Origin of the sequence: Zoogloea oryzae, from assembly GCF_030161255.1 — a bacterium.
GTDB lineage: Bacteria > Pseudomonadota > Gammaproteobacteria > Burkholderiales > Rhodocyclaceae > Zoogloea > Zoogloea oryzae.
On record NZ_BSPX01000187.1, the window covers coordinates 1 to 269 of the forward strand.

The window sequence follows — 269 nt, forward strand, 5'->3', positions numbered from 1 at the left end:
GTATTAATCATATTCTTTTCAGTAAAATCTATGGGCATTACTAACTAGTGCAAATAAATAATAAGAAATTTGCTCTTGACAGTGATATATGTTGTATATGTAAATCCTAGATTAGATGTGAAAAGCGATAAAAAGGATAGTTGGAAATCAGGAGGCTCAAATAATCAAAAATGCCCGGTGCGATAAAAAAATAAGAAATGGAGTTAAGGTTCAAATTCCACGGAGAATCCGGGTGGTTTTGTATATAATGATGATGATAGAATGATAGA